Source organism: Pandoraea pneumonica (assembly GCF_049918595.1).
Taxonomy (GTDB): Bacteria; Pseudomonadota; Gammaproteobacteria; order Burkholderiales; family Burkholderiaceae; genus Pandoraea; species Pandoraea pneumonica_A.
This window is the reverse complement of record NZ_JBNCRZ010000002.1, coordinates 557,024-578,941: the sequence shown is the minus strand read 5'-3', so window position 1 is coordinate 578,941 and position 21,918 is coordinate 557,024. Positions and strand designations below refer to the sequence as shown.

Annotated in this window: 18 protein-coding genes and 1 pseudogene; 8 read left to right on the top strand and 11 right to left on the bottom strand. The window is 63.5% G+C overall.

All coding sequences use genetic code 11. The annotated features are described in order from the left end of the window. The first annotated feature begins 16 nt into the window (after positions 1 to 16). On the top strand, positions 17 to 502 hold the full coding sequence (locus ACPWR9_RS09160; protein ID WP_426297249.1) for a hypothetical protein: 486 nt from the start codon (positions 17 to 19) through the stop codon (positions 500 to 502). Beyond that, positions 502 to 1,749, top strand: coding sequence for a beta-ketoacyl-[acyl-carrier-protein] synthase family protein (locus tag ACPWR9_RS09155; protein WP_426297250.1), 1,248 nt, complete (start codon positions 502 to 504; stop codon positions 1,747 to 1,749). The genes ACPWR9_RS09160 and ACPWR9_RS09155 overlap by 1 nt, the downstream gene beginning before the upstream one ends. A gap of 7 nt (positions 1,750 to 1,756) precedes the next feature. Here ACPWR9_RS09155 and ACPWR9_RS09150 read toward each other — a convergent pair whose 3' ends face one another. From ACPWR9_RS09150 to ACPWR9_RS09105, 10 genes and pseudogenes are all read right to left on the bottom strand, one after another. Continuing rightward, positions 1,757 to 2,497 (bottom strand): methyltransferase domain-containing protein, encoded by a 741-nt coding sequence (locus ACPWR9_RS09150; protein WP_426297251.1) that lies wholly within the window; start codon positions 2,495 to 2,497, stop codon positions 1,757 to 1,759. Positions 2,498 to 2,659: 162 nt separating this feature from the next. Next, positions 2,660 to 3,655: an NADP-dependent oxidoreductase gene (locus tag ACPWR9_RS09145; protein WP_426297252.1), complete on the bottom strand. Its 996-nt coding sequence runs from the start codon at positions 3,653 to 3,655 to the stop codon at positions 2,660 to 2,662. A 14-nt stretch (positions 3,656 to 3,669) separates the two neighbouring features. Then, positions 3,670 to 4,110: a PaaI family thioesterase gene (locus ACPWR9_RS09140; protein ID WP_426297253.1), complete on the bottom strand. Its 441-nt coding sequence runs from the start codon at positions 4,108 to 4,110 to the stop codon at positions 3,670 to 3,672. A gap of 197 nt (positions 4,111 to 4,307) precedes the next feature. Continuing rightward, a complete protein-coding gene (pncA, locus tag ACPWR9_RS09135) occupies positions 4,308 to 4,913 on the bottom strand; it encodes a bifunctional nicotinamidase/pyrazinamidase (protein ID WP_426297254.1) in 606 nt (201 codons plus the stop codon). A gap of 26 nt (positions 4,914 to 4,939) precedes the next feature. Then, positions 4,940 to 7,036: a 3-hydroxyacyl-CoA dehydrogenase NAD-binding domain-containing protein gene (locus ACPWR9_RS09130; protein WP_426297255.1), complete on the bottom strand. Its 2,097-nt coding sequence runs from the start codon at positions 7,034 to 7,036 to the stop codon at positions 4,940 to 4,942. Between the two features lie 86 nt (positions 7,037 to 7,122). Then, positions 7,123 to 7,881, bottom strand: a complete 759-nt coding sequence (locus tag ACPWR9_RS09125) for an ABC transporter ATP-binding protein (RefSeq protein ID WP_426297256.1) — start codon at positions 7,879 to 7,881, stop codon at positions 7,123 to 7,125. Continuing rightward, a pseudogene (locus ACPWR9_RS09120) lies at positions 7,874 to 8,599 on the bottom strand (ABC transporter ATP-binding protein); the annotation flags it as partial. The pseudogene ACPWR9_RS09120 and the gene ACPWR9_RS09125, both read right to left, overlap by 8 nt. 92 nt (positions 8,600 to 8,691) lie before the next feature. Next, a complete protein-coding gene (locus ACPWR9_RS09115) occupies positions 8,692 to 9,990 on the bottom strand; it encodes a branched-chain amino acid ABC transporter permease (protein ID WP_426297257.1) in 1,299 nt (432 codons plus the stop codon). 50 nt (positions 9,991 to 10,040) lie between these two features. Continuing rightward, entirely contained in the window at positions 10,041 to 10,928 is an 888-nt protein-coding gene (locus ACPWR9_RS09110; protein WP_426297993.1) for a branched-chain amino acid ABC transporter permease, read from the bottom strand. A gap of 331 nt (positions 10,929 to 11,259) precedes the next feature. After that, positions 11,260 to 12,891: a 3-(methylthio)propionyl-CoA ligase gene (locus ACPWR9_RS09105; protein WP_426297258.1), complete on the bottom strand. Its 1,632-nt coding sequence runs from the start codon at positions 12,889 to 12,891 to the stop codon at positions 11,260 to 11,262. 313 nt (positions 12,892 to 13,204) lie between these two features. Here ACPWR9_RS09105 and ACPWR9_RS09100 point away from each other — a divergent pair, with 313 nt between their 5' ends. From ACPWR9_RS09100 to ACPWR9_RS09075, 6 genes are all read left to right on the top strand, one after another. Beyond that, entirely contained in the window at positions 13,205 to 14,764 is a 1,560-nt protein-coding gene (locus tag ACPWR9_RS09100) for a protein adenylyltransferase SelO (protein WP_426297259.1), read from the top strand. Between the two features lie 151 nt (positions 14,765 to 14,915). Beyond that, complete coding sequence (gene msrB / locus ACPWR9_RS09095) at positions 14,916 to 15,353, top strand: peptide-methionine (R)-S-oxide reductase MsrB (protein ID WP_426297260.1); 438 nt, start codon at positions 14,916 to 14,918, stop codon at positions 15,351 to 15,353. Positions 15,354 to 15,479: 126 nt separating this feature from the next. Continuing rightward, entirely contained in the window at positions 15,480 to 15,890 is a 411-nt protein-coding gene (locus ACPWR9_RS09090; RefSeq protein WP_426297262.1) for a YgiW/YdeI family stress tolerance OB fold protein, read from the top strand. 136 nt (positions 15,891 to 16,026) lie between these two features. Next, positions 16,027 to 16,560 carry a septation protein A gene (locus tag ACPWR9_RS09085; protein ID WP_426297263.1) on the top strand — a complete coding sequence of 178 codons (534 nt, stop codon included), beginning with the start codon at positions 16,027 to 16,029 and terminating at the stop codon, positions 16,558 to 16,560. Positions 16,561 to 16,581: 21 nt separating this feature from the next. Then, positions 16,582 to 16,845, top strand: a complete 264-nt coding sequence (locus ACPWR9_RS09080; RefSeq protein ID WP_150677775.1) for a BolA family protein — start codon at positions 16,582 to 16,584, stop codon at positions 16,843 to 16,845. 61 nt (positions 16,846 to 16,906) lie between these two features. Beyond that, on the top strand, positions 16,907 to 17,701 hold the full coding sequence (locus ACPWR9_RS09075) for a peptidylprolyl isomerase (protein ID WP_426297264.1): 795 nt from the start codon (positions 16,907 to 16,909) through the stop codon (positions 17,699 to 17,701). Between the two features lie 164 nt (positions 17,702 to 17,865). Here ACPWR9_RS09075 and purL read toward each other — a convergent pair whose 3' ends face one another. Further along, positions 17,866 to 21,897, bottom strand: coding sequence for a phosphoribosylformylglycinamidine synthase (gene purL / locus ACPWR9_RS09070; protein ID WP_426297265.1), 4,032 nt, complete (start codon positions 21,895 to 21,897; stop codon positions 17,866 to 17,868). Between the last annotated feature and the right edge of the window lie 21 nt (positions 21,898 to 21,918).

Here is a 21,918-nt window from a genome sequence, read left to right as displayed (position 1 = left end):
ACCCAATGGAGAAACTATGCAGACTCGTCGACGCCTGCTCGCCGCCTCGCTCGCCGTCACCCTGACCGCGATGCTCGCCCCTGCCGCTCACGCCGCCCGCCCGGCCGTGCCGATCGTGGCGCACGACAACATGCCGATCGTCACGGGCAGCGGCAAGACGCTGTCGCTCGACGAGATCCGTGATGCCATCACGCGCGGCGCGGCAGGTCACGACTGGGTAGCCACACGGCAAGGCCCGGGAGAACTCGTCGCGTCGATCAACGTGCGCAACAAGCACTACGCGTCGGTGACGATCAAGTACAGCGAAACGACGTATTCGGTGTCCTACCGCGACAGCACCAATCTCGAATACGGGCTCTCGAATGGCTTGAACAATTCGCCGCGCCGCGACGACTTCAATAACAATGCGGTGCCTGCCAACACGCCGATGATCCACCCCAACTACAACCGTTGGGTCGACACCCTGATCCGCGACATCAACGCAGAACTGCGCCGCCTCTGATGTCTCGCTTTCATCGCCCCGACGGATTGGCCCGCGTGGTCGTGACTGGCCTCGGCATGGTCTCGGCTGCCGGTCACTCGCGCGAAACCGTGCTCGACGCGTTGCGTCGGCAGAAGAGCGGCGTGCATGAGGCTCCCGATTATGTCGCGCACGACTTGCGCAGCACAATCACAGGACGACCGCACGCCGGGTCGCTCGACGACACGGCGTTGCCGCGCAAGCTGCGGCGCTTCATGGGCGACACGGCGCTGTATGCCAGCCATGCCGCCCTGCGCGCGGTGGCAGACGCTGGACTGGACGCCGCGACGCTGAGCAATGGACGATGCGGTGTTGTTGTCGGCTCGGGCACCGGGGCGATGAAAGACTTCGAAGACGCGTTGGACGTGGCGCGAGAGAGCGGCGCGTCACGGGTATTGCCTTACGTTGTGCCACGCGCCATGTCGAGCACGGCGCAGGCCGCGCTGTCCGCCCTGTTCGATCTGCGCGGCGTGGGATATGCCATTTCGTCGGCCTGCTCGACGTCGATTCACTGTGTCGGACACGCCGTCGATTTGCTGCGACTTGGAAGACAGGACGTGATGCTCGCGGGCGGCAGCGAAGAGGCACCCTGGGGCGCGGCGATGTGTTTCGATGCGATGGGGGTACTCTCCCGTGCGCACAATGCGACGCCGGACAGGGCGTCGCGGCCGTTCGACGCCGAACGCGACGGCTTTGTGCTCGGGGGCGGGGCGGCGATCCTCGTGCTGGAAACCCTCGCGCATGCCGAGGCGCGCGGCGCGCGGCCGCTGGCGGAAATCACCGGGGTTGGCGCCGCCACGTGTGCGTCGCGCGCCTTCGGTGTCGACATCGCCACCATGAGCAGTGTCGTCAAAGCCGCCTGCCAGGGTCTCGCATCGCCACCCGGTGTTATCAGTGCGCACGCCAATGGTTCGATCGAGGGCGACACGGCGGAGTTAGCGGCATTGGCCGACGCGTTCGGCGGTGTCTCCGAGTTACCCGCCATCACGTCGATCAAAGGCATCACCGGACACACGGTCGCCGCGGCGGGTGCGATGCAGATTGCCTGCGCCATCTGGGCGATGCACGAGGGCTTCGTCCCCGGTGCAGCCAACATCGAGCGCCTGCCCCCGGAAGCCGCCGCTTATCCGATTTGGCGAGAGAGTCGTGACGCTGCGACCCGCAGCGCCTTAGTCAATACGTTCGGCTTTGGCGGCACGTACGGCGCGCTCACCCTGGCGCGCCTCTGATGACGGTTTAAACCAGCGGCTTTCTCGCGACAACGTTCACCAGCGTCTCTTCGCGCTCGCCGAACACGCGGCGACGCTGCAACTTCAGGCGTTCGAGCAGCCCAAAGTCTTTCGCCCGGCTCCACCACAGGTACGGGTAGGAAACATTCTCGCGCTCGAACGTAAATCCACCGGCGCGAATCATGTCGAGGTAGCCCGCTGCGCTACGCTGAACATGCATTGGATGACGGAACAGCAACCGGATCACCCACGACCGGATGTACGCTTCCGTCGACTCGGCAAAGCACAGCAGACCACCTGGTTTGAGCACACGATAGAACTCGGCCAGTGCGGCTTCCTGATAGACGAGATGGTGGAAGGTTTGATGGCAAAAGACGATGTCGCAACTGGCATCGGGCAAAGGGATCGCCGAACAATCGCCCGAATGCAGTTCGACCGGCACCCCAGCGTGGCGCGCATGGGCCTGCGCATCGTTGAGTGCCGGCGCGAAGCAGTCGACTCCGATCAGACGCGACGGTGCGAAATAGCGATGCAGGAGCGGTAACGACTGCCCATGACCGCAACCGGCGTCGAGCACGACCGGGGCGTGTGGCACGGTGCCACGCGCCAACTGCAACAAGTCCTCGATCGCGACGCGCAACACGTGATGACGCCAGGTGTATGTCTTGAGAAACCAGTTCCCAAAGCGGGTTTCAGGAACGAAGGCCTTGGCAGATGAGACGGAAGACGGGTTGGCAGCGGTGGTCACAATAGCGGGCGCCGTTCGAGCGGCTTATCTGATGGAATCCCGCTATTGTGCCAACTGCCTCACCCCAAGGAAAGGACGCGAAGCGCAATCCCCCTGAAATTCAGGGGTACTGGATAAATTAGAGAAAAATCCCGTGCGATATCTGCGTGATGCACCGGCCCGTTACACCAATCGCACGATCTGCTTGCCGAAGTTCTCACCCTTGAGCAATCCGAGGAACGCCGCCGGCGCACTCTCCAACCCCTGCGTCATCGTTTCGCGATAGTGCAATTCGCCCGCGGCGATGGCGTCGGTCAATTCCGTGAGCGCCTGCGGCCAGATATCCAGATGCTCGGTGACGATGAACCCCTCGAGCCGCACACGGTTCGTTAGCAAAAGGGCCGGGTATTTCAGCGGCGCAGGCTGCCCGTCATACCCGGCGATCATTCCGCACAACGCGATGCGCGAATGGGCGTTGATGTTGCCCAGCACGGCATCGAACACCGCACCGCCCACGTTTTCGAAATAGCCGTCGATACCGTCGGGTGCCGCCGCGCGCAGTGCCTCGTAGACATTGCCAGCTTTGTAGTCGACACAGGCATCGAAGCCTAGGGTCTCGGTGACATACGCGCACTTTTGCGGTCCGCCTGCGATGCCCACGACACGGCAGCCCATGCGCTTGGCCAGTTGACCGACGACGCTGCCTACCGCGCCCGACGCTGCGCTCACGGCCACCGTCTCGCCCGCCTTCGGCGCGATGATCTTGTTCAAGCCGTACCACGCCGTTACCCCCGGCATGCCGGCCGCGCCGAGATACACGCTCATCGGCACGCGCGCCGCATCGACGCGACGCAGATCGCTGCCGTCGGAAATGCCGTACTCCTGCCAGCCGAACATCGCCGTGACGGCGTCGCCGGGCTGCCAGTCGGGATGACGCGACTCGATCACCTCACAGACCGTTGCGCCCACCATCACGGCGTCGAGCGGCTGCGGCGGCGCATACGACTTGGTGTCGTTCATGCGGCCGCGCATATAGGGATCCAGTGACAGGTAGAAATTGCGCACCAGCACCTGCCCGTCACCCAGTTCGGGCAGTTCGGGCGCGGCAAGGTGAAAGTTGTCCAGCGTGGCCTCGCCCTTGGGACGCGAGACCAGCAAAATCTGGCGGTTGATCGTCATGACATACGCTCCGGTTAGTCGCCTTGCGGATCGTCGGGACGTCGTTGTTGGCGAACCTCGCGGCCCACCGCCAATCGACGCAGATATTTGAAAGTGCCCATCGCCTTGGCCACCAGCTTGCCGTCGGCGTCGCGCACTTCGCCTTCGCAATATGCCATCGTCGTCGAGCGATGCAGCACGCGGCCGAAAGCCCGCATCTCGCCCGACCCAGGTTGCATGAAGCTGGTCTTCATTTCGATGGTGACCACGCCGCTTCCCTCCGGGGCGGCACTGCGGCTCGCAGTACTCAACGCCACGTCGAGAAGCGCCATGGTGACGCCCCCATGCATCACCTCCCAACTGTTCAAATGCTGGGGTGCGAGCTTCAGGCGCAGTTCGGATTCGCCATCCTCGGCACGTAGCAGCTCGATGCCGAGGTGGTCGATAAAGCCGGAGCGGATCGATAAGGGGCTCATCGCGGGCTCCGGTAAGAAACGCTGTATGCGCCGCCATGGCGGCTGTCGTGTCGGTAAGTCATCGGGTAAAACATGGCCATCATTTCGTCAGCTTGAGACGCCGTGCAAAGCGGCTGCGCCCCGGTTAGGTGATTCGTTAAATTCGTTGTCGCGGCCGAGCACGGTTCGTGCACGACACTGGGGCGATCGATTTGCCTTCACTCGCGCGCGACACCAGCATCGGCCATCGACGCCCACGCCTTCGCCAGCGATCCGTTGAGATCGATGGCACGGCAGGCTTGCTCGATCACACAAACGTCGAAGCCCGCGGCTTTGGCGTCGAGGGCACTCCAAGCCACGCAAAAGTCGGTTGCCAGCCCGACGCAGTGCACTCTGCGTACGCCCTTGTCGCGCAAATAGCCTGCGAGTCCCGTCGGCGTCTTTCGATCGGCCTCCAAAAACGCCGAATAGCTGTCCACACTCGTGTGGTAACCCTTGCGGAAGATGGCCTGTGCTTGCGGAATATGAAGCGCGTCGTGCAAAGCCGCACCGTGCGTGTCCTGCACGCAATGCGCTGGCCACAGCACCTGTTCGCCATAGGGCAGCGCGATCGTCTCGAACGGCTGCCGCCCGGGGTGATTCTCTGCAAACGAGACATGCCCCGACGGATGCCAGTCCTGCGTGAGCACCACATGCGAAAAACCGCCCGCCAGCGCATTGATGACCGGCACGACTTCGTCGCCATGCGGTACCGCGAGCGCGCCGCCAGGCATGAAATCGTATTGCACGTCGATCACGAGCAAGACTTCATCCATCGGTTTCATTGCGTACTCCTGCCGTCGTGCGTCCATCAGCCATTGAAGCGCTTACCGCTCTCGGCCAACTCGACAAGGCGAGCTGCGGGCGTCCAGTCCTCGCCGTGCGCACCCGCTTCGAATTCGCGCACGCTCGCCAACACCTTATCCAGACCTACCGTATCGGCGTAGAGCATCGGTCCGCCTCGCCACAGCGGGAAACCGTAGCCGTTCAGATACACCATATCGATGTCCGACGCGCGGGCGGCCGTGCCGTCGGCCAATACCTTCGCGCCCTCATTGACCAGCGCATAAACCAGTCGGTCGACGATTTCTGCGTCGGTGAACGTGTGCGGCACGATGCCGTGTTCGCGGCGATAGTCGTCGATCATCCGCTCGACCTCGGCCGACTCGTGCGGCGTGCGATCGCCATCGGAATAGTTGTACCAACCGGCATGCGTCTTCTGCCCATAGCGGCCGGCTTCACACAGCACGTCGGCAATTTTCGGATACACCAGCCCCGGCTGCTCGGCATGCCGGCGCTTGCGAATTGCCCAGCTCACGTCGTTACCTGCGAGATCGCTGGTACGGAACGGCCCCATCGCAAACCCGAAACGCTCGATGGCGGCATCGATTTGCGCGGGCGATGCGCCCTGCTCGACCATCCACTGCGATTGCTTGAAATACGGCTCGAGCATACGGTTGCCAATGAAGCCGTCGCACACGCGGGCCACCACGGCGAGCTTGCCAATCCGTTTGGCGAGCTTCATCACCGTGGCCAGCACATCCTTGCCGGTGTGAGCACCCCGCACCACTTCGAGCAGACGCATGACGTTGGCCGGGCTGAAGAAATGCATGCCGATGACGTCTTGCGCGCGCCCCGTGGTTTCGGCGAGCGCATCAAGATCAAGCGTCGACGTATTCGACGCGAGAATCGCGCCCGACTTCGCCACCTTGTCGAGCTCGCGGAACACGACCTGCTTGATGGCCATGTCTTCGAAGACGGCTTCGACAATCAGGTCGGCGTTTGCCACGCTGTTGAAGTCGGAACTGCCGTGAATCCGTGCGAGGCGTTTCTGCGCTTCGTCGGCGGCCATCTTGCCGCGCGTCACCGCACGTGCGTAGTTACCCCGCATGGCGTCGAAGCCGCGTGCAAGGGCAGCGTCCGTGGTGTCGACCAGCGTCACGGGAATGCCTGCATTGGCAAACGTCATGGCGATCCCGCTGCCCATCGTGCCCGCGCCAATCACGGCCACGCGCTCGATGTTGCGCACCGGCGTGTCGTCAGGCACATCAGCAATTTTGGCCGCCGCACGTTCACCAAGGAATGCATGCCGCAGCGCTTTCGATTCCGGCGACGTAACAAGCGACACGAAGCATTCGCGCTCGAATTTCACGCCGTCGTCGAACGGACGCAGCAGCGCCGCCTCAACCGCCGCCACGCACTTTTGCGGCGCGGGGAAATGCGGTTGCTCGCGCAGAACTTTCTCGCGCGCTGCCTCGATGGCCGTTTTCGCCGAACCGTCGGCATCGTCGATCGCGACGTCGCGCAAACGCGGCAGCGATTCGCCGCGGGCGGCGATCTCGTTCGCAAAGGCAATCGCCCCCGTCAGCAGATCGTCGTGCGTACCGTCGAGCATCTTGGCAAACAGCGAGCCTGCCAACGCTTCCGACTTCACGACCTTACCGGTCACCACCATATCGAGCGCCCGCGTCACGCCGATGGCGCGCGGCAGGCGCTGCGTGCCACCCGCACCGGGCAATAGGCCCAGCTTGACCTCTGGCAACGCAATTTGCGCGCCCGGCAGCGCCACACGGTAATGGCACGCCAGTGCGAGCTCCAACCCGCCGCCCATGGCGACCGCGTGCACGGCAGCCACCACCGGTTTCGCGCAGGCATCCAGCGCGTTGATCACGTCGACGAGCAGCGGACTTTGGGTGGCCTTCGGCGTATTGAATTCACGAATATCCGCCCCGCCCGAGAAGGCCTTGCCACTGCCGATCAGCACGATGGCGCGCACCTGCGCGTCGGCCTGCGCCTTGTCCAGGCCCTCGGCAATGCCGCTACGCGTCGCATGCCCCAGCCCGTTGACCGGGGGGTTCTCCAGCGTGATGACGGCTACGCCGTCACGGACTTCATATGCCGTGCTCATCGTTGTCTCTTTCCTTATTGTTGGTGCCGTTGGGGGTGCCGTCAGTGCGTCGACTGCGGCAGAACGATCGTTCGATTCTAGCGCAGCTAGACCTCAAGCCATTCGGCACGAATGTCGTCTGCGCCTGCCAGTTCACCCGGCGTGCCTTCGAATACCAGTGCGCCGCGGCCCATCACCGCCACGCGTTGTGCGCAACTCAGCGCAAGCGACAGCTTTTGCTCAATAAGCAGGATCGCAACGCCCGCCGCTCGCAGCTCAGTCAGGATGCGCCCGATGCGCGCGACCACGCGTGGCGCCAGCCCTTCGGTCGGCTCGTCGACGATCAACAGGTCGGGGCCCGCCATCAATGCGCGGCACAACGACAGCAATTGCTGCTCGCCCCCCGAGAGCGACGCCGACGGGGCGTCGCGGCGCGGCGCGAGTTCCTCGAAGCGCTCGAACGCTTGTTCGAGCGTCAGCGCCCGGGGCCTCGATGCGCGCACCGGCCGTCCTTCGCCGCGCCGCGCCGCTCGCGACCACCATGGCCTGCCCGTGCGCGTGCCTCGCTGGCCCAGCAGCAAATTCTGCGTCACCGTCAACGGACCGAAGACGTCCCGAGTCTCCGGTACATAGCCGATGCCGAGCCGAGCGATCTCGTGCGGCGCGAGCGACACGAGCGATTTGCCCTGCCAGCGAATGTCGCCTTGCCGTGGCAATTGCCCCATGATCGCGCGAGCGAGTGTGGATCGTCCTGCGCCGTTACGTCCCAGCACGGCCACGATCTCGCCCGGTGCTACCCGTAACGTGACACCGTTAAGCACGCGAGCGCCGCCGTAGCCGGCCGTTACGTCGACGAGATCAAGCATTGCGCCCTCCTGCGGCCGCCGCCGTGCCAAGGGCATCCGCAAACTCGCCAAGATAGGCGGTGCGCACATCCGGGTGTTCGCGAATTCTCGACGGAATATCGCACGCGATGATCTTGCCGCGCGCCAGCACGGCGATGCGGTCGGCGAGCGAGAACACGACGCGCATATCGTGCTCGATCATCAATAGCGACCGCCCACGGCTAAGTTCGGCGATGAGCGCGACCACGCGAGCCGATTCGGACTGACTCATGCCGGCGGTCGGCTCGTCGAGCAACATGACCTGCCCGGCGGCGGCCGCACATAAACCGATTTCGAGCACGCGCTGCTCGGCATAGCTCAGTGCACCGGCCGGATCATCGCGGCGAGTCTCCAGACCGAGGCGAGCCAGCCACGTCTCGCTGATCGCCGTGACGTCGCGCAACCCGCGCATGCGCCGCCAGAACGTATAGCGGTGTCCGCTGGGCCACAGCGCCGCACATCGCAGGTGATCGACGACGCTCGTGTCCATGAAGAGTTGCGACGTCTGGAAGCTTCGCGACAAACCCAGGCGACTGATTACGTGAGGCGCACGCCCGGTGACATCGCGCTCGCCTAGCAAGACGCGGCCATGGTCGGGCGGCGTGCGCCCGGAGATCACGTCGAAGAGCGTGCTCTTGCCTGCGCCATTGGGGCCGATGATGGCCAGCCGCTCTCCGGGTGCGAGCGTGAGATCGACGGCGTCGAGTACCTGCGTACGACCGAACGACTTTCGAAGCCCGCGCACGCTAAGGATCGGCTGCGACGTCATGCGCGTCTCGTGATTCGTGGACGTCATGACCGCCCTCCGGGCACACGCAGGACAACACGCGAGACTTGGCGCAATCGCGGCCACGCCCGCCAAAGGCATGCCGCACCGAGCACCAGACTGACCAGCGCGAGACCCCATGGCGCCCAAACACGCCAGCCGTTCGTTGTGCTCACCGTTGTGCTCACCGTTGTGCTCATATAACTCAGCCATGACCACCCGAGTTCGGACGTACCGGTCACGGCAAGGCGAGCGTTGTACGCCATTTCCACCAACGCAATCAGTCCGGCCGCCAACAGTGCCAACCCCGCACACACCGTTAGATAGGGTGCCCACAGGTGCCGGAATTCGCGGTGACGCTGCGTGCCAATCGCGCGGAGCGCGCGCACGTGCGCAGCGAATAGTCCGGCCACCCCACCAGGAGCAAAAACCACGACGGCAAGAAAGCTCAGGCCCAAGTACAACTGCCAAGCCCGCGTGAGCGTCGCCAGCACCACGGTCGCAAAGACGCCGATCACCGCCCCGGCAATCGGTCCAGCGAAGTAGGCCGTGCCGCCCAGCACCGTGAACACCAGCACAACGCCGGAGCGCTCGAGACTGAAGGTATCGGCGCTGACGAGTTCGAAATTGAGTGCGCCAAGGGCGCCAGCCACCCCCGCAAACGCTGCGGCGATGATCTGCATCCGGTAGCGCACGGCAGCCGGCGACTGCCCCAGAAACGCGACCCGCGCCGCGTTGTCTCGCACGGCACGCGCAAGAAAGCCAAGCGGTGTGCGCGTCACGCCGTACATCAATGCCGCGCAAAAGAAGAACCAGACGGCGACCAGCCCGTAGACCTCGCGCTGCGACCCGAACGTCAGGCCGAGCCACGGCGCGCCCAGCGTGCGATCGGTAGCCATGCCGCGCTCGCCGCCGAACCACTCAGGCAACATCGCGGCCATCACCCAGACCAGTTCCGCCACGCCCAGCGTAATCATGGCGAACGTCATCCCCGCGCGACGTGTGGTGACGAAGCCGAGGGTCGCCCCCGCAAGCGCACCCGCAATCGCTCCGGCTAACGGCACGACGATCATCGAGACCGGCAGCGCACCAGCACCGATGCGATTCATGCACCAGACGCCCGCATACGCGCCTATGCCCGCATACGTCGCGTGACAGAAGCTCAGGAGGCCTGTCGAGCCGAGTAGCAAGTTGAACGACAGCGCAAGAATGGCGGCCGTCCCCATCTGCGTCATCAGCGTGAGTGCGGCGTCGGATGGGAAGCACAGCGGTAGCGCCACAAGTAGCAGCGCGAACCCGGCCCAAATCGCCGCGGTTGTACGCAAGCCGGTTCCGTCGGTTCGGTTAGGGGGGACGTTGTCGCGTACGTCGATCATCACCCCTCCCGCACGCCGAGCAAACCGCGCGGGCGCCACAACAGCACGACCACCATCAACAGGTACGGCACGGCAGGTGCCAGTTGCGCCAACGTCAATCGGGCCAGCGGCGACAACGTATCGAGCAGCACGCTCTGCGTGGCCTGCGGCCACCACGGCGCGAGACTCGCGTCGCTCGTGACCGCCCAGGTCTGCAAGATGCCGATCAACAGCGACGCGACAAAGGCGCCGCTCAACGAACCGAGCCCGCCCACCACGACAACGACGAAGACCACACTGCCGACCGTCGCAGCCATGCCCGGCTCAGTGACCAGTACGTTGCCGCCCGCCGCGCCTGCAAGCGCCGCCAACGCTGCGCCGCACGCAAATACCCCCGTGTATAGCGCAGGGACGTTGTAGCCGAGCGCCTGCGTCATTGCCGGTTGCGCCAATGCCGCCTGTAGCACTAGCCCGGCACGCGTAGTGCGAAACGCTACCCACACCAGCACCGCCACCGCGCAGGCAAGCGCCATCAGAAACAGCCGGTATGCCGGCACCGCAACGCCCATGACATTGATCAGCACGCCCTCGAACGCCGCCGGCACCACGTAATCGACCGGCCCGCGCCCCCATACGAGTTGCACCAGTTCCACGACGAGATACGCCAGACCAAAGGTCGCGAGCAGCTCGGCCAACGCCCCACGTGCGCGCAAACGTCGTAAGACGCCGCGTTCGAACACGGCACCGCACACGCCGACGATCAGGGGAGCGAAGACCAGCGCCGGCCAGAAACCGATCACCGAAGACAAGGCATAGGCGAAGTACGCCCCGAGCATGTAGAAGCTGGCGTGCGCGAAATTCAGCACACCCAGCATGCTGAAGATCAACGTGAGCCCGCTCGATAGCATGAACAGCAGCAAACCGTAGCTCACGCCGTTCACGAGCACGAGGCCAGCCGTGGCGCTCAGAAAATGCACTGCGACTCCTTGGTCAATGTCTTGCGTCGACGCAAACGAACGACGCGGCAACTCGCCCCTGTTCAGTGAGCTGGCGCCGCGCCGCGTCGAACGAAAATCTGGCTGACATTATAGGGGCCGCAGGCCGCCGAATTCACGGCGAATCTGCCGTGAATCCGCCGTGAAGTGGCGTCGCGACTGGCTTTTGAGGCGCAGCCGGTCGTCGCCTCGGACAATTCCGGCAAGCCGCCAGTGATTGCGACATGGGTGATGGCGACGCCCGCTATTGCGCCGCCTGATAGTCGCGGAATCGCTCGCGCAGTTTGAGCTTGAGCATCTTGCCGGTCGCGGTGTGGGGAATTTCGTCGACAAACACGACGTCGTCGGGAATCCACCACTTCACGACGCGCCCCTCGTAGAAGGCGAGCACATCTTCTCGAGTGAGCGACGAGCCGGGCTTGCGCACAACCACCAGCAGCGGCCGCTCTTCCCACTTCGGATGGCGAACCGCAATACACGCCGCCTCGTGAATCTCGGGGTGCGCCATTGCGATGTTTTCGACGTCGATGGAACTGATCCACTCACCGCCCGACTTGATCACATCCTTGCTGCGATCGGTGATCTGCACGTAACCCTCGGGGTCGATGGTCGCCACGTCGCCCGTCGGAAACCAGCCATCCACCAACGGTGACGATTCGCCACGGAAGTACCGGTCGAGGACCCACGGCCCACGCGCGTGGAGATCGCCAAATGCCTTGCCGTCCCATGGCAGTTCTTCGCGGTCGGGCCCGACAATCTTTAGATCGACACCATAAATCGCAGTGCCCTGCTTCTCCAGAATGTGCTGCTGAGCGTCCTCAGGCAGGTCGCGATGATGTTTGCGCAGATGGCAAAGCGTGCCGAGCGGCGACATCTCGCTCATGCCCCATGCGTGGATAACGCGCACACCGTAGTCGCGCTCGAACGTCGTCAGCATCGCGGGCGGGCATGCCGAGCCGCCAATCACCGTGCGCTCCAACGTGGAGAAGCGCGCATTGATCGACTTCACGTAGGTCAGCAAGCCGAGCCAGACGGTCGGCACGCCTGCCGAGAACGTCACGCCCTCGGCTTCGAACAGTTCATAAAGCGATTTGCCGTCGAGATCCTTGCCGGGAAACACCAGCTTGGCGCCGACGAGCGCACTCGAATACGGCATGCCCCACGCATTAACGTGGAACATCGGCACAACGGGCAGCACGGCGTCGCGCGCCGACATCGCCATCGCATCGGGCAGCGACGCGCCGAACGCGTGCAACACCGTCGAGCGGTGGCTGTAAAGCACGCCCTTGGGGTTACCGGTCGTGCCCGACGTGTAGCACAGCCCCGAGGCGGTGTTCTCATCCATTTCGGGCCAAACGTAGGCGTCGGCGTCCTCCGCCGAGAGCAAGTCTTCGTAGCACAGCAGCGGCAACGTCGACGCGGGCAAATGCGCGCGATCGGTCATCGCGATCCAGCCCTGCACACCCGGGCATTGCGGCGCGATGGCTTCGATCAACGGCATGAAATTGATATCGAAGGCCACGTAACGGTCTTCGGCGTGGTTCACGATAAACGCGATCTGCTCGGGGAACAGGCGCGGGTTGACGGTATGCACGACGCTGCCCATGCCCGAGACGCCGTAGTAAAGCTCGAGGTGGCGATAGCCGTTCCATGCCAGCGTGCCCACTCGCTCGCCAGCGCCCACCCCCAACCGTTGCAGTGCCTGAGCCAGTTGCCGACTGCGCCGCTCGGCGTCGCGCCATGTGTAGCGATGAATGTCGCCTTCCACGCGACGCGAAACGATTTCGGTGTCGCCATGATGGCGGGCAGCGTGCGTGAGTAGCGAAGAAATCAGCAGCGGCGCGGCCATCATCTGGCCGAGGAGCGGTGTTGCCATGCGTCGAATCTCCAGAAAAGTCGGGAATACCGGAATATCGGGATACGTCTGGGCTACGGCTGGGATGAAACACGGCATGTGGCAGGCTGGCACGTCTCATGCGTGCATTCATGGTGCCACGCACTCCGATTCTTGACGCGCCCGAGCCGCCGGTCAACGCCGATCGCTTGTGCGGCGCAGCAAGGCGGCCTGCCCCGCGTGCTGGCGTTTTCGACGAAACACCAAGGAAAGCCCTACGCAATGGCCTCGCCATGCGGCAGCAGGCACGGGACACCTCAAGTAGAATGTTTGTTCACCATCAGGAACGTCCCCAATGTCGGCTTCAGACCGCCCCGCAAGCGCTTCCCCGGCGTCCCCCTCGTCAGCCTCGTCAGCCTCGTCGCCCAAACATTCGCTCAAGCATTTCGGCGCCCTTAGTTTGACGAACCGTTTCGCGACGCTCGGTCCGGACTTCTACACCCGCCTCTCACCGCAACCGTTGCCCGAACCGTATCTCGTCGGCTTTTCCGCCGACGCCGCACGGCTGCTCGGCTGGTCGCCCGACGCGGCGCGCGATCCGGAGTTTCTCGCCACATTCGCCGGCAATCAGCCGTTGCCGGGCGGCGATCCGCTCGCGAGTGTCTACTCGGGGCATCAGTTCGGTGTTTGGGCCGGACAACTCGGGGATGGCCGTGCGCTGCTTCTCGGGGAAGCCGACGGGGCTGGCGGGCGCTGGGAAATTCAGCTCAAAGGCGGTGGCCTCACGCCGTACTCGCGCATGGGCGACGGCCGCGCCGTGTTGCGCTCGTCGATTCGCGAGTTTCTCTGCTCGGAAGCCATGTTCCATCTCGGCGTGCCAACCACGCGCGCGCTATGCGTGATCGGCTCGGACGCCCCCGTGCGCCGCGAAACGATCGAGACGGCCGCCGTCGTCACGCGACTCTCGCCGACCTTCATTCGTTTCGGTCACTTCGAACACTTCTGGGCAGCCGGTCAGCACGAGGCCCTGCGCCAACTCGCTGACTTCACGATCGATCACCACTACCCGCATTGCCGCGAGGCCGACAATCCGTATCTTGCACTGCTCGAAGCCGTCTGCGAGGTGACCGCCGAACTCGTTGCCCACTGGCAAGCGGTGGGCTTCTGCCACGGCGTGATGAATACGGACAATATGTCGATTCTCGGTTTGACGATCGACTACGGCCCGTTCGGCTTCCTCGATGCGTTCAACGCCCATCATATTTGCAATCACTCGGATACGCAGGGGCGCTATGCCTATCAGGCACAGCCGAATGTGGCGTACTGGAACCTGTTCTGCCTGGCGCAAGCGCTGCTACCGCTGTTCGGCGAAGGCGATGCGGCGATTGAACAGGCGCAATCGGTGTTGCCGTTCTTCAAGACGCGCTTTGCCGAAGAAATCGACCTGCGCATGCGCGCGAAGCTCGGCCTGCGCGAGTCGCATGTGGACGACGAGGCGCTCATCAATCGTCTATTCAAGTTGATGCATGAGGGACGTGTCGACTTCACGCACCTGTTCCGCTCGCTTGCCACGCTGCAACTCGATAACCCATCCGCCGACGCACCGCTGCGCGATATGTTTATCGATCGGCCGGGGTTCGACGCGTGGGCCGTCGACTATCGGGCTCGCCTGCGTCAGGAAGCCAGCACCGATGCGAAGCGCGCGATCGCCATGCGTCTGGTCAATCCGAAATACGTGCTGCGCAACCATCTGGCCGAAGTGGCCATTCGACGGGCGCAAGAGAAAGATTTCTCGGAAGTCGACACGTTGCTGCGTGTGCTCTCGCACCCGTACGACGAGCAACCGGAGTTTGCGCGCTACGCCGAACTGCCGCCCGACTGGGCCGGTCAATTGGAAGTGAGCTGCTCGTCCTGACCGACACACGGCGGCACATCGCAACACATGGCAGCGCATTGCGAATCCGGGAATTATCCCAATATGTGACTCGTCAGATGACACTCGGAGCATAGAAATCCGGGTATCGACGGGTCTGGACGACGGTCTAGAAATACTCAGGAGAATTTTCATGAGCAAAGTAGAAAAGAGCGAAGCCGAGTGGCGCGCCCAACTCGACGACGTCGAGTTTCAGGTCACCCGAAACGCCGCAACCGAACGCGCCTTCACCGGGCGCTATTGGGACCACTGGCAAGACGGTACGTACCGGTGCGTTTGCTGCGGCGAGCCGCTCTTCCAATCGACGGACAAATTCGACGCCGGTTGCGGCTGGCCTAGCTATAGCAAGCCGATCGAGGGTGCGGGTGTCGATCAGGTGATGGATTACAGTCACGGCATGGTGCGTGTCGAAGTGCGTTGCCACAACTGCGACGCCCACCTCGGTCACGTGTTCGAAGATGGCCCCGCGCCGACCGGTTTGCGTTACTGCATCAACTCGGCATCGCTGAACTTCGACGACAAAGCGGATGGCGCAGCACCCGCCGCCAGCAAGTCCGAAAAAGGCGACTAAGGCACCCGGTTAGGCGAGCCCCATCGAGCTGATGGGCTCGCCGCAGCGATGCCGGGAAGTCGCCGATTAGCGGTTGGTATTCCTGCTATGCTGGGTTTCCTCTATCAAAAATAAGGAACGCCTCTCATGTCCGTGCAAAAGACTCGCTTCGCCCTGCTTCTCGCCTCGGCAGCCACCCTCGCGGCGCTGTCGGCCACGCCGGCCAGCGCGCAATACACGGGCCCGGGTGCCCCAGCCGCTGGCAGTACGATCGGTCCGGCCGTGATGCCTGGCGTGGTCACCGTTCAGCAGGCACTCTCCGCGCCTGATGATTCGCAAGCCATCATCGAAGGCTTCATCGTCAATCGCATCAAGCACGAGCACTACACGTTCCGCGACGACGCGGGACACACCATCGAAATCGAGCTCGACGACAAGTACTGGCCGCAAGGCGTCAAGATCGACGACAAGACCCGCGTGCGCATCACCGGCGAAGTGGATCGCCACCGCCATCGTCCGAGCGACATCGACGTGAAGCGACTCGAAATCGTTCGCTAAGCGCACATCCTGATAGCGGGGGCTTTGAAATATAATGCGGGTTTGCCGCCCGGCGGGATTCACCGATGCGCGCTCAGTGCGCCGTCAGCGTGGGTTCGTCGGGCCGACAAGCCCGTAGCCCCCAAGTCGAGACCTCATGAAATTTCTGTTCGACCTGTTACCGGTCATCCTGTTTTTCGTCGCCTTCAAATTCGCTGGCATCTACGTCGCCACAGGCATTGCGATTGCTGCCACGATCGCGCAGGTCATCTGGATGTGGGTGCGTCACCGCAAGGTCGAGCCCATGCAGTGGGTGAGCCTCGGCATCATCGTGGTGTTCGGCGGCGCGACCATCCTGTTTCACAACGACACCTTCATCAAGTGGAAGCCCACCGCGCTTTACTGGCTGTTCGCCGTAACGCTGTTCGTGGCGGAACTCATGTTCGATAAGAACCTGATTCGCGCCATGATGGAAAAGCAAATGGCGCTGCCCGAAAATCTGTGGCGCTCCGTGAATTTCAGCTGGGCGCTCTTCTTCCTGGCGATGGGCGCGCTCAATCTGGTGATCGCTTATCAGTTCACGACCGACGTCTGGGTGAACTTCAAGCTGTTCGGTGGCATGGGCCTCATGGTGGTGTTCATCGTCGTGCAGAGCCTCTGGCTCGCGAAGTACATCAAGCAAGACGACTAATTGCGCCCAGGAGATCCCGTCATGACCATGGAACAGCAAATCGAGGCGCGTCTCACAGCGGCCCTCGCCCCGACCGAGTTCGCGCTGGAGAACGACAGCGCACGCCATGCCGGCCACGCCGGTGCGGCCTCGGGCGGGCATTACAACCTTCGTATCGTCTCCGCCGCTTTCACCGGCCGCAACCGCGTGGCGCGGCATCGGCTGGTGTATGATGCGCTTGCCGATTTGATGCAGAACGGCATTCACGCCCTCGCTATCGTCGCGCTCGCCCCTGGTGAAGCGTAAGCACGAGCGACGCGTCCCCCGCCGATTAACCTTGCCTCCGTCATTCGTTAGGAAAAACAGCATGGCATTGAAACTCGCGCGCACGGCTCTGGCGCTCGCCGCCACCGTGTCGCTGACCGCCGTCTCCCTTCCCGCACTTGCTCAGAATGTTGCCGTGGTCAATGGCACGCCGGTGCCCGTTTCGCGTGCCGATGCGATGGTGCGCGAAATGGTTCGTCAGGGCCAACCGAACTCGCCGCAATTGCAACAACAAGTGCGTGAAGAACTGGTCAAGCGTGAAATCCTCGCGCAGGAAGCGGTTCGTCAGGGCCTCGCAGGCAACGCCGACGTGAAGGCGCAGGTCGAACTGGCCAAGCAAGGCGTGCTGATCCGCGCGCTGATCGCCAACTTCCAGAAGACTTCGCCGGTCACCGATGCCGATTTGCAGGCTCGCTACGACCAGTTGAAGAAGCAATTCGGCGACAAGGAATATCACGCTCGCCACATCCTCGTGCCGGACGAAAAGACCGCCACGGACATCATCGCCAAGCTTAAGGGCGGTGCGAGCTTCGCCGATCTGGCCAAGCAGTACTCGAAGGATCCGGGCTCAGCGCAAAACGGTGGTGACCTCGACTGGTCGCCGGCCAATGCGTACGTGCCGGAGTTCGCCGATGCTCTGCAAAAGCTGCAAAAGGGCCAGTACACGCAAACCCCGGTGAAGACCTCGTTCGGCTATCACGTCATCGAACTCGACGACATGCGCGACGCGCAGATCCCGCCGCTGGCCGACGTCAAGCCGCAGCTCGTGCAACAGATGCAGGAAGAGAAGCTCCAGGGCTTCATCGACGGTCTCGAGAAGAAGGCCAAGATCCAGTAAGGATTGTCGCCGTCTCGTCAGACATGAAAAACCCGCCTCACGGCGGGTTTTTCTTTGGGTCCTACCCTGGCACGCCTCATAAAAAAAGCCGCCTGCCCCATCACAGGGTCGGCGGCTTTTTTCGTCAACGACCCTAGCGCGTCGTCGGAAGCTGCATCACTGGCTTACGCGACCCAGCGACGAGCGTTGCGGAACATGCGCATCCACGGGCTGTCTTCGCCCCACTGCTCGGGTGCCCAGCTCATTTGCACGGTACGGAACACGCGCTCCGGGTGCGGCATCATGACCGTGAATCGGCCGTCGGCCGTCGTCACCGACGTGAGACCGCGCGGCGAACCGTTCGGGTTGAACGGATACTGCTCGGTCGGCTGGCCACGGTGGTCGACAAAGCGCATCGCGGCAATCGCCTGATCGATGTTGCCCTGCTGCCCGAAGTTCGCGAAGCCTTCGCCGTGCGCGATCACGATCGGCAGTTGCGAACCGGCCATGTCCTTGAAGAACAACGACGGCGAATCGAGCACTTCAACCTGCGTCAGACGCGCTTCGTACTTCGACTGGTTGTACGTGAACTTCGGCCATGCGGCGGCGCCCGGGATCAGGTTCGACAGGTTGCTCATCATCTGGCAACCGTTGCACACACCCAGCGCGAACGTGTCGGCACGGTTGAAGAAGCCCGCGAACTGCTCGGCCAGCGCCGGGTTGAACAGAATCGTCTTCGCCCAGCCTTCGCCCGCACCCAGCGTGTCGCCGTACGAGAAACCGCCGCAGGCAATGAAGCCCTTGAAGTCGGCCAGCGCTTGACGGCCTGCGAGCAGATCGCTCATGTGCACGTCGTAAGCCTCGAAACCGGCCTTATCGAGCACATAGGCCATTTCCAGATGCGAGTTCACACCCTGCTCGCGCAACACCGCCACCTTCGGACGAACGCCGGTCGCGATGAACGGTGCCGCGATGTCTTCGTTCGCATCGAACGTGAGCTTCGGCGACAGGCCCGGATCGCTCGTGTCGTTCAGCGCTTCGTATTCGGCGTCGGCAGCGGCCGGATTGTCGCGCAGGCGCGCGATGCGCCAGCTCACTTCCGACCACAGACGTTGCAGTTCAGCGCGCGGCGCACCCCACACCTTCTTGGCATCGCGATAAATCTCGATGACGTCGTTCGTATTCGGCTTGCCGATGACGTTCGTGCAGGCCGACAAGCCCGCTTCACGTAGCGCTTGGAGCACCGCATCGCGATCGCTCGCACGCACCTGAATCACACCGCCCAGTTCTTCGGAGAACAGCGCGCGCAGCGTCTTGTCTTCACGACGGCCCACGGTCTGCTTCGCCCAGTCTTTCGCGTCGCCGTAATCGGACTCGAAGCCCTCGTCCAGCGTCAGCATGTCGACGTTGAGCGACACGCCCACGTGCCCCGCGAATGCCATCTCGGCCACGGTGGCGAACAGACCACCGTCGGAGCGGTCGTGATAAGCCAGCAACTTGCCGTCGCTATTGAGCGATTGAATCGCATCGAAGAAGCGCTTGAGGTCGGCAGGATCGTCGAGATCCGGTGCCACGTCGCCGATCTGCTGCGTCACTTGGGCGAGAATACTGCCGCCCAAACGGTTCTTGTTGTGGCCCAGATCGATGGCAATCAGCACCGTCTCGCCCACTTCGGCGGCCGAGCGCAACTGCGGCGTCAGATGACCACGCACGTCCTCGACCGGCGCAAACGCCGACACGATCAACGAGACCGGTGCCACCACGTCCTTGCTGCGGCCAGCGTCTTCCCACTTCGTGCGCATCGACAGCGAATCTTTGCCGACCGGAATCGACAGCCCCAGCGCCGGGCACAGTTCCATGCCAACGGCCTTGACCGTGTCGAACAGCGCGGCGTCTTCGCCTTCGGTACCGCACGCTGCCATCCAGTTGGCCGACAGCTTGATTTGATCGAGCGACGCAATCGGCGCGGCAGCGATATTCGTGATCGCCTCACCCACCGCCATGCGGCCCGATGCCGGTGCATCGATCACGGCCAGCGGCGTACGCTCGCCCATCGTCATCGCTTCGCCGCGGAAACCCGCGTAATCCATCAGCGAAATGGCGCAATCGGCCACCGGCACTTGCCACGGGCCGACCATCTGATCGCGGGCCGTCAAACCACCCACGGTGCGGTCGCCAATCGTAATCAGGAACGACTTGCTCGCCACCGTCGGGTGACGCAGCACCGCGCGCGCCACTTCGTCGAGCGACAAACCGGTCACATCGACCGGCGGCAGTTCCGCCTTCACGCGGGTGACATCGCGATGCATACGCGGCGGCTTGCCAAGCAGTACGTCCATCGGCATATCGACCGGATCCGGCGATTCCGGATGCATCGGGTCGACCAACTTCAGTTGACGTTCTTCGGTCGAGACGCCGACCACCGCGACCGGGCAACGCTCGCGCTGGCAGACCGCCTGGAACGCCGGGAAGCTGTCCGGGGCAATGGCCAACACGTAGCGCTCTTGCGCTTCGTTACTCCAGATCTCGGCGGGCGACATGCCCGACTCTTCCAACTGCACTTGACGCAGATCGAACAGCGCGCCCTTGCCTGCGCCGTCCACCAGTTCGGGGAAAGCGTTCGAAATACCGCCCGCGCCCACGTCGTGAATCGACAGGATCGGGTTGGCCTCGCCCTGACGCCAGCACCAGTTGATGACTTCCTGCGCACGGCGCTCGATTTCCGGGTTGCCGCGCTGCACCGAGTCGAAATCGAGTTCAGCCGTGTTGGTACCGGTCGCCATCGAGCTGGCAGCACCGCCGCCCATGCCGATACGCATGCCCGGACCGCCGATCTGGATGAGCAGCGTGCCAGCCGGCAAGTCGTGTTTGTGAGTGTGTTGTGCCGCGATGTTGCCCAAACCGCCGGCAATCATGATCGGCTTGTGATAGCCGCGCACGCGGCCACCGACATTCTGCTCGTAGGTACGGAAATAGCCGCCGAGGTTCGGACGGCCGAATTCGTTGTTGAACGCAGCGCCGCCGAGCGGGCCGTCGATCATGATTTGCAGCGGCGATGCGATGCGATCCGGGCGGCCATAGTCGGCGCCGGTGTCATCGGGCTTGCGCAGCGTGAGCGGCACCGCGACGTCGCGGTCGTTTTCCCACGGCTCGCGTGCGTCCGGAAGGGCCAGATTCGAGACGGTGAAGCCGGTCAAACCCGACTTCGGCGTCGATCCGCGGCCCGTCGCGCCTTCGTCGCGAATTTCGCCACCCGCGCCCGTCGAGGCGCCCGGGAACGGCGAGATGGCCGTGGGGTGGTTGTGCGTCTCGACCTTCATCAGCGTGTGTGTCAACTCGACGCTGCGGCCGTACTTGCTGTCGGCCCCACGCGGATACCAGCGCTCGACTTCTGCACCTTCCATCACCGACGCGTTGTCCGAATACGCCACCACCGTGCCCTGCGGGTGCAGTTGGTGCGTGTTCTTGATCATCTGGAACAGCGACTTGTCTTGCGCCTCGCCGTCGATGGTCCACTGCGCATTGAAAATCTTGTGGCGGCAATGCTCGCTGTTGGCCTGCGCGAACATCATCAGTTCGACATCGGTCGGATTACGCTTCAAACCGACGAAGGCTTCGACCAGATAGTCGATTTCATCTTCGGCCAGCGCCAGACCCAGTTCGCGATTCGCGGCTTCAAGCGCGCTGCGGCCCACGCCGATCACGTCGACCGTTTGCAACGGCTTGGCGGGCAACTCGACGAAGAGCACCTCGGCATCTTTGCGCGTCGCGACGACCGTCTCGGTCATGCGGTCGTGCAACACGTCCGCCACACGGGCGAGGACGTCGGCAGACAGCGACTTCTTGCCACCCAGCAGGCCCGACTTGACGCCAACGGTGTATTCGACGGCGCGCTCGATACGGCGCACGTCGGCGATGCCGCAGTTATGGGCGATGTCGGTGGCCTTGCTGGCCCACGGCGAGATCGTGCCCAGACGCGGGATCACGAGCAACTGATCGCCTACCGGCTCTTCACGCACTGGCTCGCCGTAGGTCAGCAGGCCCGCCACACGGGCCACATCGTCGCTCGATAGCGGTGCGGCGCTCGCCACCAAATGCACGTAACGCGCGTCAATACGCACGATCGAGCTGTCGATGGCTTGCAGGGTCTGCAAAAGACGTTGCTGGCGGAATTCGGAGAGCGCCAAGGCGCCGGCGAAGCAGGCAATGTGAGTCATGGAAGGACGGAAGGCGAGGCG